General features: G+C 59.8%; 19 protein-coding genes. 12 read left to right on the forward strand and 7 right to left on the reverse strand.

What is annotated here, in order from left to right:
- Positions 1-51: 51 nt before the first annotated feature.
- A complete protein-coding gene (locus J2Y56_RS23835; RefSeq protein WP_007948335.1) occupies positions 52-567 on the reverse strand; it encodes a DoxX family protein in 516 nt (171 codons plus the stop codon).
- A gap of 372 nt (positions 568-939) precedes the next feature.
- Here J2Y56_RS23835 and J2Y56_RS23840 point away from each other — a divergent pair, with 372 nt between their 5' ends.
- The 3 genes from J2Y56_RS23840 to J2Y56_RS23850 all read left to right on the forward strand — a co-directional run bounded on the left by J2Y56_RS23840 (position 940) and on the right by J2Y56_RS23850 (position 3,975).
- Positions 940-2,442: an aldehyde dehydrogenase family protein gene (locus tag J2Y56_RS23840; protein WP_310353044.1), complete on the forward strand. Its 1,503-nt coding sequence runs from the start codon at positions 940-942 to the stop codon at positions 2,440-2,442.
- 52 nt (positions 2,443-2,494) lie between these two features.
- Positions 2,495-2,845 carry a BON domain-containing protein gene (locus tag J2Y56_RS23845; protein WP_007948337.1) on the forward strand — a complete coding sequence of 117 codons (351 nt, stop codon included), beginning with the start codon at positions 2,495-2,497 and terminating at the stop codon, positions 2,843-2,845.
- Between the two features lie 194 nt (positions 2,846-3,039).
- Positions 3,040-3,975: a Ppx/GppA family phosphatase gene (locus J2Y56_RS23850; RefSeq protein WP_310336246.1), complete on the forward strand. Its 936-nt coding sequence runs from the start codon at positions 3,040-3,042 to the stop codon at positions 3,973-3,975.
- 177 nt (positions 3,976-4,152) lie between these two features.
- On the opposite strand, the gene J2Y56_RS23855 is transcribed toward J2Y56_RS23850, so the two are convergent.
- Complete coding sequence (locus J2Y56_RS23855; RefSeq protein ID WP_310353047.1) at positions 4,153-4,596, reverse strand: hypothetical protein; 444 nt, start codon at positions 4,594-4,596, stop codon at positions 4,153-4,155.
- Positions 4,597-4,835: 239 nt separating this feature from the next.
- Here J2Y56_RS23855 and J2Y56_RS23860 point away from each other — a divergent pair, with 239 nt between their 5' ends.
- Complete coding sequence (locus J2Y56_RS23860; protein WP_007948342.1) at positions 4,836-5,285, forward strand: cupin domain-containing protein; 450 nt, start codon at positions 4,836-4,838, stop codon at positions 5,283-5,285.
- 17 nt (positions 5,286-5,302) lie between these two features.
- Here the strand turns inward: J2Y56_RS23860 and J2Y56_RS23865 are convergent, their stop codons facing one another.
- The gene (locus J2Y56_RS23865) at positions 5,303-6,244 is read right to left on the reverse strand and encodes a class I SAM-dependent methyltransferase (protein WP_007948344.1); all 942 of its coding nucleotides are present in this window, start codon (positions 6,242-6,244) and stop codon (positions 5,303-5,305) included.
- 200 nt (positions 6,245-6,444) lie between these two features.
- Here J2Y56_RS23865 and J2Y56_RS23870 point away from each other — a divergent pair, with 200 nt between their 5' ends.
- Positions 6,445-6,852 (forward strand): response regulator, encoded by a 408-nt coding sequence (locus J2Y56_RS23870; RefSeq protein ID WP_007948345.1) that lies wholly within the window; start codon positions 6,445-6,447, stop codon positions 6,850-6,852.
- Positions 6,853-6,941: 89 nt separating this feature from the next.
- Positions 6,942-7,610 carry an HAD-IA family hydrolase gene (locus tag J2Y56_RS23875; RefSeq protein WP_310353050.1) on the forward strand — a complete coding sequence of 223 codons (669 nt, stop codon included), beginning with the start codon at positions 6,942-6,944 and terminating at the stop codon, positions 7,608-7,610.
- Between the two features lie 107 nt (positions 7,611-7,717).
- Here J2Y56_RS23875 and J2Y56_RS23880 read toward each other — a convergent pair whose 3' ends face one another.
- On the reverse strand, positions 7,718-8,377 hold the full coding sequence (locus J2Y56_RS23880) for an isoprenylcysteine carboxylmethyltransferase family protein (protein ID WP_007948347.1): 660 nt from the start codon (positions 8,375-8,377) through the stop codon (positions 7,718-7,720).
- 135 nt (positions 8,378-8,512) lie between these two features.
- Here J2Y56_RS23880 and J2Y56_RS23885 point away from each other — a divergent pair, with 135 nt between their 5' ends.
- Positions 8,513-9,442, forward strand: coding sequence for a pyridoxal-phosphate dependent enzyme (locus J2Y56_RS23885; RefSeq protein ID WP_310353053.1), 930 nt, complete (start codon positions 8,513-8,515; stop codon positions 9,440-9,442).
- A gap of 51 nt (positions 9,443-9,493) precedes the next feature.
- On the opposite strand, the gene J2Y56_RS23890 is transcribed toward J2Y56_RS23885, so the two are convergent.
- Positions 9,494-9,811, reverse strand: coding sequence for a DUF2388 domain-containing protein (locus J2Y56_RS23890; RefSeq protein WP_310353055.1), 318 nt, complete (start codon positions 9,809-9,811; stop codon positions 9,494-9,496).
- Positions 9,812-10,020: 209 nt separating this feature from the next.
- On the opposite strand from J2Y56_RS23890, the gene J2Y56_RS23895 reads away from it, so the two are divergent.
- On the forward strand, positions 10,021-10,617 hold the full coding sequence (locus J2Y56_RS23895) for a DinB family protein (protein WP_007948368.1): 597 nt from the start codon (positions 10,021-10,023) through the stop codon (positions 10,615-10,617).
- On the opposite strand, the gene J2Y56_RS23900 is transcribed toward J2Y56_RS23895, so the two are convergent.
- On the reverse strand, positions 10,529-11,458 hold the full coding sequence (locus J2Y56_RS23900; RefSeq protein ID WP_007948369.1) for a LysR substrate-binding domain-containing protein: 930 nt from the start codon (positions 11,456-11,458) through the stop codon (positions 10,529-10,531). The genes J2Y56_RS23895 and J2Y56_RS23900 overlap by 89 nt on opposite strands.
- A 419-nt stretch (positions 11,459-11,877) precedes the next feature.
- Here J2Y56_RS23900 and J2Y56_RS23905 point away from each other — a divergent pair, with 419 nt between their 5' ends.
- On the forward strand, positions 11,878-12,240 hold the full coding sequence (locus J2Y56_RS23905) for a DUF6124 family protein (RefSeq protein ID WP_007948370.1): 363 nt from the start codon (positions 11,878-11,880) through the stop codon (positions 12,238-12,240).
- A 117-nt stretch (positions 12,241-12,357) separates the two neighbouring features.
- Here J2Y56_RS23905 and J2Y56_RS23910 read toward each other — a convergent pair whose 3' ends face one another.
- Complete coding sequence (locus tag J2Y56_RS23910; protein ID WP_007948372.1) at positions 12,358-13,257, reverse strand: LysR substrate-binding domain-containing protein; 900 nt, start codon at positions 13,255-13,257, stop codon at positions 12,358-12,360.
- A gap of 117 nt (positions 13,258-13,374) precedes the next feature.
- On the opposite strand from J2Y56_RS23910, the gene J2Y56_RS23915 reads away from it, so the two are divergent.
- From J2Y56_RS23915 to J2Y56_RS23925, 3 genes are read left to right on the forward strand one after another with little or no spacing between them, the layout of a single operon-like run.
- Positions 13,375-14,391 (forward strand): aldo/keto reductase, encoded by a 1,017-nt coding sequence (locus tag J2Y56_RS23915; RefSeq protein ID WP_310353058.1) that lies wholly within the window; start codon positions 13,375-13,377, stop codon positions 14,389-14,391.
- Positions 14,392-14,393: 2 nt separating this feature from the next.
- Positions 14,394-15,191: an SDR family oxidoreductase gene (locus J2Y56_RS23920; protein WP_310336220.1), complete on the forward strand. Its 798-nt coding sequence runs from the start codon at positions 14,394-14,396 to the stop codon at positions 15,189-15,191.
- A 27-nt stretch (positions 15,192-15,218) separates the two neighbouring features.
- The gene (locus J2Y56_RS23925) at positions 15,219-15,629 is read left to right on the forward strand and encodes an SRPBCC family protein (protein WP_310336219.1); all 411 of its coding nucleotides are present in this window, start codon (positions 15,219-15,221) and stop codon (positions 15,627-15,629) included.
- The last annotated feature ends 51 nt before the right edge of the window (positions 15,630-15,680 follow it).

Consider the following 15,680-nt stretch of genomic DNA (forward strand, 5'->3'; position numbering starts at 1 on the left):
GCTCCTGTCTACGCAAGTGAGGTGAAGAGTGAAGCTTGTCACGGTAGCATCTCAACGATTGTGACGGCGCCAGAAAAATCGCGCCAGCAGCGTATCGAGACTCAGCTTGCCGGCACCCGAGAGCAACAACGGCATCAGGGCGGCGAGGTAGATCAGCGGCAGTTTGAAGTTGCCATGACCCTTGTTGCTGATGGCGTAACCCTGGGCAAGCTCACTTAATGTAGACCAATCGGCCGGCCAGTGAACGGCAGCGGTGGCGACCACAGTGATCACCATCAGACTGATTGCCGATACCCGCGTGCCGAAGCCCACCAGAATGGCGAGGGCGCCAATCAGCTCGGCCCACATCGACAGTTCCCAGTTCAGCGTGGCCGGCAGTTGGTCGAACGGAAACGGAAAACGGTCCTGAATGTCGGCAAACCAGTTGTCGCCGTTCCATTTCTCCAGGCCCGACTCAAAAAACTCCCAGGCGATGAACAACCGCAAGGTCAGGGGCGCGAGCCAGCTACCGGCACGGTCGAGGTTCAGGTGCAGGCCTTTCACGGCCGATGAGAGCGAAGTGTTCATAGGCTGATCTCCGTAGCTTGAGTGAGTTGAGCGCTTTGATCGGCTTGGCCAATCGACTGGCGTAGTTCATCAAGCAGGTGTATCTGCGATGTGTCGTTGCGGGCGGGATTTATGGGCCGGGTGTGTCAGGAACAGGTCTGTACACACACTGATACAAGCCCTGCGCACACCCCCTGTAGGAGAGTAATGCTGTTCATTTAAGGAGCGACCCAATTTTGTAGCAGCTGGCGCAGCCTGCAGCCGGACGCAGGCTGCGCCAGCTGCTACAAGGTTCGCGTTGGCTTAAGTGAACAGCATGTAAGAGTGGTGAATGACGCTCCGGGAAATTTCCTATACATTTTCCGGCCGCCCCCTGCATGGTGAAACCGCTTCATGTCTCTTGCGCTCGAACGTCTAGTCGCTGGCACGCCGATTCCTTTTGCCGGTAATCGTGTCACGGTGGTCAGCCCCGAGCTGGCCGCACGCTTTCAGCCCGGAGACCATCTGCTGGTGGAGCAGGTCAGCGGCGAATTGTTGTTGATTCCGGTGGCTGACCAGCACGCGGCCAGCGTTGCGATCGAGGGTGCAGCAGCGGCATTCAGCGCGATGTCGACGGTGTCGGATCAAGCAATCAGCACCTTTTTCGACCTGTTTGCCCAGCGCCTGGAAACCCCGGCGTGCTGGGACTTGATCGCGGCCGCCAACCTCAACGACATCGAACGCGCCAAGGCTCGTGGGCGCTCTACGACGCGTTTGCTGGCCGATGAACGTATGCGTGGTGACATGATCGCCGGCCTCCGGGCCTGGCGCGATGCACCCGCTTCGCGGGGCAAGGTGCTTAGTTGCGTCGAGCACGATGGCTGGAAGGTTGAACAAGTGGTGTCGCCGCTGGGCATCGTCGCGTTTGTCTTTGAAGGCCGACCGAATGTGTTCGCCGATGCGGCTGGCGTCTTGCGCACCGGCAACACCGCCGTGTTGCGCATCGGCAGCGATGCATTGGGCACCGCCCAGGCCATCGTCACCCATGCACTGAATCCGGCACTGAGCGACGCCGGGTTGCCGGTCGGCGCGGTGTCGCTGGTCGAAAGCGTCAATCACGCGGCGGGTTGGGCGATGTTCGCCGACCGGCGTCTGTCCCTGGCCGTGGCCCGGGGTTCGGGGCGTGCGGTCAGCCAATTGGGCAGCATCGCCCAACAGGCCGGCACCGCCGTCAGCCTGCACGGTACCGGTGGCGCCTGGCTGATCGCCGACAAGGGCGCCGACGCAACGCGCTTCGCCGCCGTGGTGCGCAATTCTCTGGACCGCAAAGTCTGCAACACCTTGAACGTTTGCCTGATCCAGCGCGACCGCGCCTTTGAACTGGTGCCGCTGTTTCTCGATGCGTTGCAACAGGCCGGCAGCGCCCGGGGCCAGGGCTGCAAGCTGCACGTTGTCGACGGCAGCGAGCCGTATTTGCCGGCTCAATGGTTAAGTGCAAACGTCGAGGTATACCGCGCCGAAGGCTACCGGACCGAGGCAATGGCCGAACCGTTGCCAGAGGATCAATTGGGGCGCGAATGGGAGTGGGAAGAAACCCCGGAAGTCAGCCTGATGATCGTCGACGATCTGGACCGCGCTATTACCTTGTTCAATCGATACAGCCCACAGTTCACGGTGTCATTGATCAGTGAGGATGACGCTGCGCATGAGCGTTTCTACAACGCGGTCAACGCCCCGTTTGTCGGCAACGGCATCACTCGCTGGGTCGACGGGCAGTACGCGCTGAACAAGCCGGAGCTGGGACTTTCGAACTGGGAGAGCGGCCGATTGTTCGCGCGCAGCGCGATTCTCTCGGGAGACGGCGTGTTCACCGTGCGTAGTCGCATGACGCAGACGGATTTGTCGGTCAAACGCTAGGGCGCACTATAATTAGGGTGTTTGCTCCTTCGTTCTGAAAGAGGGATACACCATGAAACTTCGTTCCTTCGAGCAGTATTCACATCAACTGGAAGCGGTCGCTCACGACACATGGCTGACGACACGGGTGAAGTCGGCCCTGGCCATGGCCGAGCCCACCCTTGCCATGCACATTCACGTTAAAAGCCATGCGGGCACGGTGGCGTTGAGTGGTCGGGTCAACACCCATCGGCAATGTGAGCAAGTGGTCGCAATCACACGTTCGGTTCAGGGCGTTGTCGACGTCGATGCCAGGGATTTGCTGACTCACGTGTTCATGCCAGGCAGTTATCCCGAACCACCCAACGCCGAAGAAAGCGCTGAACATCGGCCCCAATCGTCAACCAAACCGGATGACAAATGACCAGGACGCACCTGAAAGCAGCGCTTCCGTCAATCGGGAGTGCTGCTCAGAGACGTCTACTGGCCTTCAGCACGTAGAAAAAACGGCGGTGTCATCTGGATGTCACCTAACCCATGGCAGGATCCTCGCAAACCATCTTGAACGCCCAGCGGAACTCCCTCCGCAAGCCGATGAAATTGCCAGGAATCCCCGCCATGAAAGGAGACGCCTCCCTGTTTGCAGCCATTGACCTGGGCTCCAATGCGTTTCGCATGATGATTGGACAGTCGGTCAAGCGGAACCAGAAATGGATGATTCAGGAGGTGAAAACCCTGCGTGAACCTGTCCGTCTGTCGGAAGGTTTTCAGGGCGGTGCGCTGGATGAAATGGCGCTGGATCGTGGATGGCAGGCGCTTTCGCGATTCGGCAAAAAATTACGCGGTTTTGAAGCCGGCCGGGTGCGGGCGGTGGCAACCAGTGCCGTTCGCGAAGCTGACAATGCGCAACTGTTTCTGGCCAGCGCCGAGCGCCACCTCGGGTTTCGGATCGACGTGATTTCCGGGCATGAAGAGGCGCAGTTGGTGTACGCCGGTGTGGCCCATGCGATCCCCAGCCCGCAAAGCATGCGACTGGTCGTGGACATCGGTGGTGGGTCCACCGAGTTGATTCTGGGGCAGGGCGCTCAGCCGCTGCTGACCGAAAGCATTGCGATTGGCAGCGGCACTTTCGGTGCGCGCTATTTTTCCGGTGGCTGCATCACCGCCCCGGCGCTGCTGGAGGCGGAGCGTGTGGCCACGCAGCAATTTGAAACAGTGGCGCGGCGCTACCGTGCCTTGGGTTGGCAGCAGGCCATCGGGTCTTCGGGGACGGCCCGGATGCTCGCCAAAGTGCTCAAGGCCAACGGGATGAACGACGACGGCGAAAGCGGTATTACCTACAGCGGTCTGCTACGCCTGTCGTTGCGCCTGCTGGAAGTGGGGCATGTCCAACAGCTCAAACTGGCCGGACTGCAAAACCATCGCTTGAGCACCTTGCCGGGTGGGCTGGTGGTGATGCTGGCGGCGTTCAAGGTCTTCGGGATCTCGCAGATGACGCCATCGGAGGCGGGGTTGAGGTTCGGGGTCCTGCATGGGCTGATGTCCCGGCATTGAACCCCCGAACGGCTTGGTAGCCACGGCCAGGCCACCCAGTGCGAAGTCCGGTTCGATCAATGTTCCAGGGTCGCGATCAATTCTGGGGTGGTCACAATTGGCTGTTTCCTCCATGTGGCGATCGTTGAAAAAAGCGTTCCCACACCGCAGTCGGGAACGCAGGTAAAACCAAAGGCTTCAGCTCAGATTGCCGCAGAAAATGTTCTGGTGACCATCGGCCGGATTTTGCCGCACCACCAAGACATAGCCGCCGGCTCGAAGTGTCTCGACAGGCACCGGCGCGCTTTTCCAGAAGTACTGCAGCGATGTCGATGAATAGAACCGCGCATTGGGTCCGTCGTTCATGTCATAGGCCGGTTTTGCACCCAGACTGGCGCAGTTGCCGGGGTAGATGTAAGCCATCAAACGACCGGGTAATGCACTGCCCATGGTTTCACCGCTGACGGCAAACCAGAACTCGGTCGTATTGCCATTGGGCATCATGATGGGCCGGGCGATATTCCCGACATTGACGGGCGTAGCGTGCAGAGGAACGTTGGTGATCTGGTTGTCAGGCACCGTCGAACACCCGGAGAGCCACCCGACCGCCACCACCAACGCCAGCGAAGATACGATTTTCATCGTGATACTCCCGCTTGTAAGGACGCGTTGAAGTGATCCCCCTGTCAATTTTAGCTGTCAGGGGAGGGCGGACATTTCTTCGGACAGTCGGTCCTGGCGTACGGTACTTGTATCGCAACGTATCCCTGGTGCCGACAGCCAACTTCGCATACAAAACCATGGGTCATGCGACACAAGCGGGATACACCGCACCCTTCAAATGAGCTCACCGCATCGACGGTCATCATTGGAGAATTGCGATGTCCCGTATCACTTCCCGCAACACCCGGTTCGGCATTGCGCTCGCCGCTGTCACACTGGTTACTTTCGCGAGTTTTTCGCAGGCTGCCGAGGCAGGCCCTGAAGCGCAGCCTGGAAAAAACTGGCAGTCAGGGCTCCACCGTACAGACCTGGTGCGTCAGGACCTGGACGTCGCCGAACGTGAGGTGATTCAGGTGCGTGTCGATTTCGATGCCGGTGTGGTCTCACCCAAGCATTCACATCCGGGCGTGGAAGTCGCTTACGTCATCGACGGTACGTTTGAGTATCAACTGGAGGGTCGGCCACCGGTCACGCTCAAGGCCGGCGATTCGCTGTACATCCCCGCAGGCACGGCGCATGTGGCGAAGAATGTGGGTGGCGCAAAAGCCTCAGAGCTGGCGACGTACATTGTGAAGAAAGGCACGCCGCTGCTGGTGCTGGAGGAGTAAGCAGTGTGGGAGCGGGCTCAATCCCCCAGTGTGAACACCAGCGCTTTCAACCCGCATTCAGCATCGGCATCCGGGAACTCCGGTGGGTTCTCCAGTCGCTGTTCAAAGCGCAGGCTCGGTGCTTCGCGCGTGACGCCGTCGATGAGGAAGTCTGGACCGAACGCCGGGTCGTTCATGCAGGCCAGGACTGTGCCCTGTGGGCTGAGCAGTTCCGGCAACCGACGCAGCACGCGCTGGTAGTCCTTGGTCAGCAAAAAACTGCCTTTCTGAAAGGATGGCGGGTCGATGATCACCAAGTCATAAGGCCCCTTGCCAATCACCTTGCCCCAGGATTTGAACAGGTCGTGGCCGAGAAAACTCACCTGGCTCAAGTCGTGCCCGTTGAGTCGATGATTGTCGCGACCCCGGCTCAGGGCCGGGCTGGACATGTCCAGATTGACCACGTGCTCGGCGCCACCTTCGATGGCGGCGACCGAAAAGCCGCAGGTGTAGGCAAACAGGTTCAACACGCGCTTGCCCTGGGCATGGGCCCGCACCCAGTCGCGGCCGTAACGCATGTCGAGAAACAGGCCGGTGTTCTGCTTGCGGCCCAGGTCCACGCGATAGTGCAAGCCGCCCTCGGTGATGGTCATTTCATCGATCACCTCGCCCAGCAGCCATTCGGTGGTGCTTTGCAGCAGGTAGCGATGTTGCAGCAATAAGGTATGCGCGCCTGATTGGGCCCACTCGGGTGACTGGGTGATTTGCATCAACAGTCGTTTCAAATCTTCCAGCTGCGACGGTTCCGGCTCTTTGAACAGCGCAACCAGCACCACGCCCTGCAGCCAGTCGACGGTCAACTGCTCCAGCCCCGGCCAGCAGCGGCCACGGCCGTGAAACAGCCGACGGGTTTCTGCGGGGGCCGTTGCCAGGGCCATCAGCAGGTGGGCGTGGAGGGTGGAAAGCGCGTCTGAGTTCATCGGGCAGGGTCGGCAGTTTGAGGGGGCGGCATTTTAACCACAATTAAGTAGCCCCGCGCGGTACCAGCGTCCAAACGCCGAGAATGATTCGTAGCCTCTGCATATCAAAAATGAATTTCCGCCAAGACTGCTGCTCATACTTGATAGACAGCGGTTTTAGAGCGCGAAAATCTTAGGTGTAATCAAGGAGTGGCAAAATCATGGGGCCAGTATCGACGGTAGGCACGAACGTTTCTGGCGGGTTGATTCTGGTGGTCGAAGACGACCCGCTGATCCTGGAGTTTCTCTGCGAAATTCTCCAGGACGAAGGGTTCGTGGTTCAACCACAGATTAGTGCGGATGCCGCTTCAGCCTACCTGGAGCAGAACGCGGACAATGTCCGTTTGTTGCTCACCGACATCACTATGCCGGGCACGCTCAACGGCGCAGACCTGGCCAATCAGTTTGGCGACCGCTGGCCAGACAAGCCGATCATGATCATGTCCGGTTTCGAAACACCGCAAAGCGCCGGTGTCAGGCATTCAGTCTCGTTTATCAAAAAGCCTTGGGCACTTGGCCAATTGCTGGACTGCGTCGAAGGCGCCTTGAAGTCCAAGCCCGTCAGTTGAAACGTTATTGCACCGTTTGAGCCCCTCTCGCGGGTAAATGCTACATTGCCAGGCATGCCTGCCTGGCCTTTGCGAGAGGAAGCTGATCCTTGTCTGCTCAACCATCCGTTTTCAATACAGCCTATCGCGCCTTCCTGTTCGATATGGACGGCACCGTGCTCAATTCCATCGCCGCCGCCGAGCGGATCTGGACGATCTGGGCCTTGCGCCACGGGGTGGATGTCGCGTCCTTCCTGCCGACCATTCACGGTGCCCGCGCCATCGACACGGTCAATCGCCAGGGTTTGCCGGGGGTAGATGCCGAGGCAGAGGCAGCGTGGATAACCCAGGCGGAAATCGAGGATGTGGAAGGGATTGTCGAGGTTCGTGGTGCGAAGGCTTTCCTTCAGTCGTTGCCGACAGGCCAATGGGCAATTGTCACTTCCGCACCAAGGGCACTGGCCTTGCGCCGGATGGCGGCGGCGGGGATTCCAGAGCCTGAAGTCATGGTGACAGCCGAAGATGTCAGCGCGGGTAAGCCTGATCCAGCGGGGTATCGGCTGGCGGCGAAACGGCTGGGTGTTGAGGTGACGCAATGTTTGATCTTTGAAGATGCCGCCGTAGGCATTCAGGCGGCGGAAGCGGCGGGGGCGGATCTGGTGATCATCACCGAGACGCATGAACATCCGATTCAGACGGCGCATGCCACATTGGCCGGATATCAGTCGGTGACCACATCTGTGAATCCCGACCACCATCTGCGCCTCAAACAATTCTAACTGTGGGAGCGAGCCTGCTCGCGATAGCGGTGGATCAGGCGCAATTGATGTGACTGAACCACGGCTATCGCGAGCCGGCTCGCTCCCACAATGGTTCTTTGTACTCGTTAATAGAGTCCGGGTATCAGCCGCCAGGTGTTGGCGCAATACTCGTCATATTCACCACCAAACTGCGCCCTCAACAGCGCTTCTTCAGCGCGAATCCGCGCAATCAACGGGATCACCATCAACGCCGTCAGCAACAGCCCCACACCCGAACGAAACGCCAGCGCCCATCCCACCGCAATCACCAGCATCCCCAGGTAGCTGGGATTGCGCAGGTGCCGATAAATCCCGTCGGTGACCAGCCTGTGCCCCGGCTGAATCGCCACCAACCCGCTGAACCGCTTGCCCAACACGAACACGGGCCACAAGCGCAGCGCGCCGCCTACGATGAACAGCAATGCGCCGATCCAGCGCAGGCCTTCACCACCGAAGGTCCAAAAGTCGATCCGGTCGGTGTAGGCCGGCAGGAACCCGCTGAGTAATCCAATCACGCCGAATGCCGGAAGCACCCAGCGATTGGCCCGGTCTTCACGCTCGCCGGAACTCAAGTTGACCTCGGTGAACAGCGAAGCCACAGTCATCACCAGTGTTGCCAAGGCAACTGCCACCAGCGACGCATGCGCAAAATACGCCGCAAACCCGCCCATCCCCCACACCGCCAGGCCCAGGTAGGCGAGGGTGCCGACGATGGCGAAAATCGCCAGTCCGGGGGAGATTTTCATGAGCACCTCGTCATAAAAATGGTCCTGTTCAGTTTAGATAACCGATGCTGCTCATGCGTTCAACTCGGTAACGGTGGCCGGAGTGCAGGGTGAACTAAACTTGGAGAAGAGCCGTTCACCTTTTGGACACTCGCGATGCTGCACATCAAAACGCCGTTGATTCTGCATTGGGGCCTGTCGACCCCGACCCGGCGGATCTGGCTCAAGATGGAAAACCTGCAACCCAGTGGTTCGTTCAAGCTGCGTGGCATGGGGCTTCTGTGCAGTCAGGCCAAGGCGCAGGGAAAACGCCGGGTTGTTTGTCCATCAGGCGGCAACGCCGGTTTTGCCACTGCGATTGCCGCCGCCAGCCTGGGGCTGAACGCCTGCATTGTGGTGCCGCACACGACCCCTGAGACGACCCGCGCCAGGATCCGGAAAACCGGCGCTGAAGTCATTGTCCACGGTAAGGTCTGGGACGAAGCCAATCAACGGGCAAGAGAACTCTCGCAAGACGCGGACACCGAATACGTGCCGGCCTTCGATCACCCGGTGTTGTGGGAAGGGCACAGCACGCTGGTGGATGAAGTCTTGGAAGTGTGTCCTCAAGTGGATGCGATTGTGACATCGGTGGGTGGCGGCGGTTTACTGGCGGGAATCCTCACCGGGTTGATTCGCCATGGCCGCACGGACTGCCGGATCATCGCCTGTGAAACCGAGGGCGCTGCATCGTTTGCCGCTGCCGTGGAGGCCGGGCATCCCGTCAGGTTTGCGCGCATCGACACCGTGGCGACCTCGCTCGGTGCCGCGCAAGTCGCGGCCTGGCCGGTGCAGCACATCAAGGAGTTTGCTTACCAGTGCGTGGTGCTCAGCGATGAGGACGCAATCATGGGCGTGGTTCGTTTCGCCAGAGACATGCGCCAATTGGTGGAACCGGCATGCGGAGTTTCATTAGCGGTCGCGTATCTGGATCATCCCGCCATCACCGATGCACATGACGTGGTGATCGTGGTCTGTGGCGGGGTCAGTATCAGTGCGCAATTAGTCGCCGGGTGGGCGCGCTTATCCGGTAAGCGAGCGAAGTAGGGCCGGAAACGCTCGTCATGTGTCACAAGCCCCACCGCTATTTTTCAGCCTTCATTGGCCGGTAGCATTGCCTTCCTGAATCAGGATGGCTCGGGCCAGGTCTTCATCGCTGGCATTGAGGCCGGGATTGTCCTGACGGATTTTTTTCAGTACCGACTCCAGATAAACCCCGCGAATCTCACCGCCACTGGCAACAAAGCTCGAGGCGTCATCCCGGGCGGGAATCATCAGTTTGTCATCCTTGAACGTCGAGTACAGCGAAGCTGAAACCCCGGCTGAAGTGGCAACATCTTCCGCATCCACTTTGGCCATTGCTGAACCGAAGGGTAAACACAGCAACAGGGAGGAGATAATAATCAGTCGGCGCATGACGGTGTCCTCTGAAAGCGTGCAGCAATTAAGAAGTACCTCTTAGTTTAGGATGCGCGGCGGTCGACAGGAGTTCCTTATCGCCGCAATATCGTTTAAAACGCAGCGGTTGATTGCGCCAGGCACTGGTACCGATGATCAGCGTTTGCGATGCCATTCACTGCGCGGGCTATGCTTTGCAGTGCGCCCACCACCATGGGAGATCTCTCATGATCAACGTACGCACTGCCCGCATGCTTGCCGATTACAAAAACTGGGCCGACCAGCGCCTCTTTGACAGCCTGGCCGCATTGCCGGCGGGGGAGGTCGGTAAAGAACGCGTGTCGGTGTTCAAAAACATGATCGGCACCCTGAACCACATCTACGTAGTGGACTGCATCTGGCAAGCTCACCTCGAAGGCCGAGGGCACGGCTTCAAAACCTCCCATGATCTGTTGCATGCCGACCTTGGCGAACTGCGCATGGCGCAACGGGAGATCGATCACTGGTACTGCGATTGGAGCGAGCGGCAAACCGAGGCGTCGCTGGATAAACCCGTCGAGTTCACGTTTGTCTCAGGCGAAAGCGGCACCATGAGTGCCGGCGCGATGCTGATGCACGTGGTCAACCACGCCAGCTATCACCGGGGCTGGGTGGTCCAGATGTACTTCGAAATCCCGGCCATGCCACCGGTCACGGACTTGCCGGTGTACCTGCGCGAGACCCAACCGACAGCGTTCACGTCGCTGCATGTCCCGGCAGCGGAGCCGACATGTGGTGTGCAATTTTCGAACGCAACCAGCGTTCTGCCGGATCGTTATCGTTGACGCCGTTCCAGACCATGGACAGTTCGGACAGCACAATGTCAAACGGCGGGTCGTCGGCACGCAACTGGCTGCTGCCTTCGATCAACGCACACGCGGCATAATCCGGCACCGAGGCGAGCATATCGGTGCCGGCCAGCAAGGAACGCAAACCGGCGAATTGCGGCACCGCCAAGACCACCCGCCGTGAACGACCGATTCGCGCCAGGTCATTGTCGATGGCCCCGGTCAAGTCCCCGGAAAACGACACCAGTGCATGGGGCCGGTCGCAGAACTCGTCCAGCGTCAGAGGCCCGGGCCGGTCATCGCCGCGCAAAATCTTCACGCTCAAGTCGCGCAACTTCTTGCGCTTGGCGTTGGCCGGCAGCTCCGTGGTGTAGCTGATCCCGACCGAAATCTCGCCGCTGGCGAGCATTGATGACATCAGCAGAAAATTCACCCGCCGCACCACCACCACAACGTTCTGCGCCTCCTCGCGAATCTGCTTGAGCAACGGCGGAAACAGACCGAACTCGGCGTCGTCGGACAGGCCGATGCGAAACACATCACGACTGGTGGCCGGGTCGAAATCCTTGGCCCGGCTGACCGCACCGGAAATAGTGTCCATCGCCGGTTGCAACTCCTTGAGAATCGCCAGCGCACGCGGGGTTGGCTCCAGTGTTCGACCATTGCGCACCAGCAACGCGTCGTCGAACAGATCGCGCAACTTCGCCAGCGAAGCACTGACAGCGGGCTGACCGAGGAACAGCTTCTCCCCGGCGCGGGTGAGGTTTTTCTCGAACATCAATGTTTCGAAAATCACCAACAGGTTCATGTCCACGCGGCGCAGGTCATTGCGGTTCATGGGGATTGCTCGCAGGTTTTTTGGGTCTGTTCAGTAAAGCATCAATCCTGAATTGGTCATTAAACGGTGATGTTTAACACACATCTCCAGATACTCTCTCAGGCTACACATCCTTGCGCCGTTACCTACGACTGCGCCAGAATCCGCCGGCTTGTGCGCCTTGGGCCTGGACTTTATCGTTTCCGGGTCGCTGACAAATCAGCGATCGGGTTTAGCGACCCGAACCTTTGTAGGCGCAGCAGCGCTCCAAACTCTCTTGCAGAATGTTCACGTCTGCGATTGATGTCATGGCGGCTGTGCGCGGGAGACCTTCGGGTCTGCCGGGCGCCTACACCCGGTTCGCTAACCTGCGTGCAGCCGCCACCCTTTCTTGTTTAGCGACAGGTCCAGGTGGCTCCATTAATTGTAGGAGTTTCACTATGTTCAAGATCACACCCAACCCACCCGAAACCGACGACGTTTCCCCCTACGAATCCACCGATGCCAAAAAGCTCAACAACGCCGCCGACCGTGCCCTCGATTACTACCTCAAACCGGTCATTCCCAAAGACACCCCACGCAAACCCAGCACGATTTTCTTCGTCGCCCCCGAGACCGATGACGAAACCTTGTTGGTCAATGCCTGTGAGTCATTGGCGTCAGCGAGTGTCATGTTGAGTGATTTCGCGGGGCAGTTGAGCGGCCCGCAGCGCCATACCGTGCTCGGCATTCAACAGTCCGTCATGTTGGGGGAACTGGCGGTGAACCGGATGCTGGATAACGTCGATCCGCAGAACGCTTGACGCAGTGATCGTTCCCACGCTCTGCGTGGGAATGCAGCCCCGGACGCTCTGCGTCCCGTTCGAAAGCTGGAACGCGGAGCGTCCCTTGAGGCATTCCCACGCGGAGCGTGGGAACGATCATTGAGCCGTCCCGGGCTCCGTCAGTACCTTCCTGAACGTCTCCACCAACGGCCGCAAATTGATCCGGTGCCACGCCGCCCACAATGGCGTGGTAAACGAAATCCACGGTACTTCCCGCAGCACCACGCCCGGTGGTGCATTCCTGCTCAAACCCTTCTGAATCATCGCAATCCCCAACCCCGACGCTACCAGCCCCAACGCCGTGAAGGGTTCGGTGGCTTCCATGCGGATGTCCGGGGTGAATCCGGCGCGGATGCAGGCGCTGACGAAGTCGTCGCGGCTGGTGACGTTTTGCCGGTGTTGCACGCCGATCCATTCCTGATCGGCCAGGTCCGCCGGGGTCAGTGCCGACTGATGGGCGAGGGGATGGTGCTCCGGCAGCGCCAGCAACATCGGGTCGTCCAGTACTTGAAAGCCCAGCAAATCCGGGTCCTCGGCGACGGGTGGTTCGCTGACCAGGGCGATATCCAGACTACGCTGGCGAAGGCCTTCGAGTTGTTCGGCGGAGCTCAGGTTGTACAGCGCGACATGCACGTTCGGCCGGTCGACGCGCAGCACGCGCAAGGCATTCGGCAGCACGCCGGCGTGCATGGCGTTCTCGATGTAGCCGATGCACAAGCCGCCTTCTTCGCCGCGACCGAGGCGTTTGCCGAGGGATTCAAGGCGATTGGCGTGGGTCAGCAGGGCGCGGGTTTCGGCGAGGAAGGTCTGGCCGTCGCGGGTCAGGCGGATGCGTTGCTGGCTGCGTTCGAACAGGGTCAGGCCCAGGCGTTCTTCGAGCTGGGCGATCTGCCGGCTCAGGGGCGACTGGGAAATGTGCAGGCGTTCGGCGGCGCGACCGACGTGTTCCTCTTCGGCGACGGCGACGAAGTAGCGCAATTGGCGGATGTCGATCATGTAAGACCTATAGGGACTTAAGTGCTGCACATTATGTCTTGGACGGTCCGACCGCCGCAATCTAGGATCTGCTCAACGGTCAGGCAACTGGCCAATGAAACTGACGAGGATTGAATCATGAGCTTGAAAGACAAACTGCCCGGCGCGCTGGGTTTCGGCACCGCGCCCTTGGGCAACATGTTCCGCGCCATCCCTGAAGAAGAGGCGCTGGCCACTGTGCACGCCGCTTGGGATGCCGGCGTACGTTACTTCGACACCGCACCGTTTTACGGTTCGGGTCTGTCGGAAATCCGCTTGGGTAACGCACTGGCGAAGTACAACCGCGATGACTATGTGCTGAGCAGCAAGGTCGGCCGGGTCATTCTTGATGAAGTCGAAGACGCAGCAGCCCGTGACTTGGGCGAGAAGAGCGGGGTGTTCGAACACGGCTTACCGAACAAGATCGTCAACGACTACAGCGCCGATGCGACGCTGCGTTCCATTGAAGACAGCCTCAAGCGTCTACAAACCGACCGTCTGGACATCGTCTGGGTGCATGACATCGCGCAGGACTTTTACGGTGATCAATGGCTGGAATATTTCAACCAGGCCCGCACCGGCGCGTTCAAAGTGCTGACCCGTTTGCGCGAAGAAGGCGTCATCAAGGGCTGGGGCCTGGGCGTGAACAAGGTCGAGCCGTGCGAGTTGACCCTTGATCTCACCGAAGCACAGCCGGACGGTTTTCTGCTGGCGGGTCGCTACACTCTTCTGGACCACGACCGTGCCTTGCAGCGTCTGATGGACGCCGCGTTGGCGCAGAACGTCGAGATCGTGGTCGGTGGTCCTTACAGCTCGGGCATTCTGGCTGGGGGCACACACTTCGAATACCAGCAGGCCAGCCCGGCGATCATCAATAAAGTCGAGCACATCAAACGTATCGCCGCCGCACACGGTGTCGATATCAAGGCCGCGGCGTTGCAGTTTTCGTTGGCCAACCCGGCGGTGGCGGCGGTGATTCCAGGGTCCAGCCGTCCAGAGCGGATAGCTGAAGACGTTGCCGCACTGTCGGCGGTAATTCCCCCAGCTTTTTGGCAAGCAATGCGTGACGCAAAACTGGTGTCCGACCGCGCGCCATTGCCAATCACAGGAGTTTGAACATGAAGATCGATCTGAGTGGAAAACTCGCCATTGTCAGCGGCAGCACTGCCGGCATTGGCTTGGGCATCAGCAAGGCGCTCGCCGAATCCGGTGCCACGGTGGTGGTGATCGGACGCGAAACGGCCAAGGTCGACCAGGCGCTGGCGAGCATTCGTCAGAGTGTGCCCGGTGCGCAGTTGCGTGGTCTCACCGCCGACCTGGGCACCGCCGAAGGCGCCGAGGTTCTGTTCGCCGCCGAGCCGCGTGCGGACATCTTGGTGAACAACCTCGGCATCTTTAACGACGTGGATTTTTTCGACACGCCCGACAGCGAGTGGACGCGCTTCTATGAGGTCAACGTGATCTCCGGCGTGCGCCTGTCCCGACATTACGTGCCGGACATGGTCAAGCAGGGTTGGGGCCGGGTGATCTTCGTGTCCTCGGAATCTGGCATCTCGATCCCCGCCGACATGCTCAACTATGGCGTGACCAAAAGCGCTAACCTGGCGGTGTCCCATGGCCTGGCCAAACGCCTGGCGGGCACTGGTGTGACAGTCAATGCGATCCTGCCCGGCCCGACGTTGACCGATGGCCTGGAGCAGATGCTCAAGGACGCCACCGCCGCATCCGGTCGCAGCGTTCGCGAAGAGGCTGATGCGTTTGTGCTCAAGGCGCGGCCGACGTCGATCATCCAGCGCGTGGCGGATGTCGAAGAGGTTGCGAATCTTGTGGCGTACATCGCTTCACCGCTGTCCTCGGCCACTACGGGCGCGGCATTACGCGTCGACGGCGGTGTCGTCGACAGCATGGCGATTTGATTTTTTTTGATTAAGAGAGAGCATTACATGGCAACTGCATCAGCGTTTACCGATATCCCGGCTTCGGCCGATGAAGTGTGGCAATTGATTGGCGGCTTCAACTCGCTGCCGGACTGGCTGCCATTTATTCCGCAAAGCGAATTGAGTGAAGGCGGACGGGTGCGTAGCCTGCAAACGGCGGACGGCGCGGCGATCGTTGAGCGGCTTGAGGCGTTTGATAACGTCGGGAAGACGTACAGCTATTCGATTGAGCAGGCGCCGTTTCCGGCTACGGCGTATCTGGCGACGATCAAGGTCGAAGTGCAGGGGCAGGGGGCTCGGGTAACGTGGTCGGGGCGGTTTGAGCCGGTGGGTGTGAGTGAGGAAGAAGTGGTGGCGTTGTTTAGCGGGATTTATCAGGGTGGGCTGGAGGCATTGCGGGCCAATTACCCAGCCTAGAAATACGAGTTGACCCTGTAGCAGCTGCCGAGCCTGCGAGGCTGCGCTCGG

It is taken from the genome of Pseudomonas sp. BE134, assembly GCF_031456105.1.
In the GTDB taxonomy this organism is placed as follows: domain Bacteria; phylum Pseudomonadota; class Gammaproteobacteria; order Pseudomonadales; family Pseudomonadaceae; genus Aquipseudomonas.